This window comes from Siminovitchia acidinfaciens (genome assembly GCF_003605385.1).
Taxonomy (GTDB): Bacteria; Bacillota; Bacilli; order Bacillales; family Bacillaceae_C; genus Siminovitchia; species Siminovitchia acidinfaciens.
Genome location: NZ_QYTV02000024.1, coordinates 1 through 380 on the forward strand (window position 1 = coordinate 1; position 380 = coordinate 380).

At 42.9% G+C, this 380-nt stretch carries 1 protein-coding gene; it reads right to left on the reverse strand.

The window, feature by feature from the left end; translation table 11 throughout:
• Positions 1-39 precede the first annotated feature (39 nt).
• Positions 40-216 (reverse strand): hypothetical protein, encoded by a 177-nt coding sequence (locus tag D4T97_RS20645; protein WP_164525526.1) that lies wholly within the window; start codon positions 214-216, stop codon positions 40-42.
• Positions 217-380 lie beyond the last annotated feature (164 nt).

Consider the following 380-nt stretch of genomic DNA (forward strand, 5'->3'; position numbering starts at 1 on the left):
TATCACCTGCAGGGATTTCTCCTTGTACAAATTAGCTACCTACCAATCACAATCTTCATGCTCATGTCTGCGTCGGCGTTCTCTACATCTGCACTCAAATTCACGCCTGCGCTCTCTTTCGCGCTCTTCACGCACTTCGCGGCATTCACAAATCAACCGCCTTCTCCGTCTTTCTCTTTCTCCACCTACAAAATCATCTTCAAATTCAAAGCCCATACTTCGCACCTCCTGAACATCCGTATTAAGCCGGCCGACTCTTTAATAATATATTGGAGCATGTCGAATTCGATTGGACAGAATGTCTGGTAGAAACGAGGATTTTAATTAAGTAAAAATAGGCTGTTAACCTATTGTAGTATCTCTGATATCACAGTAAACTC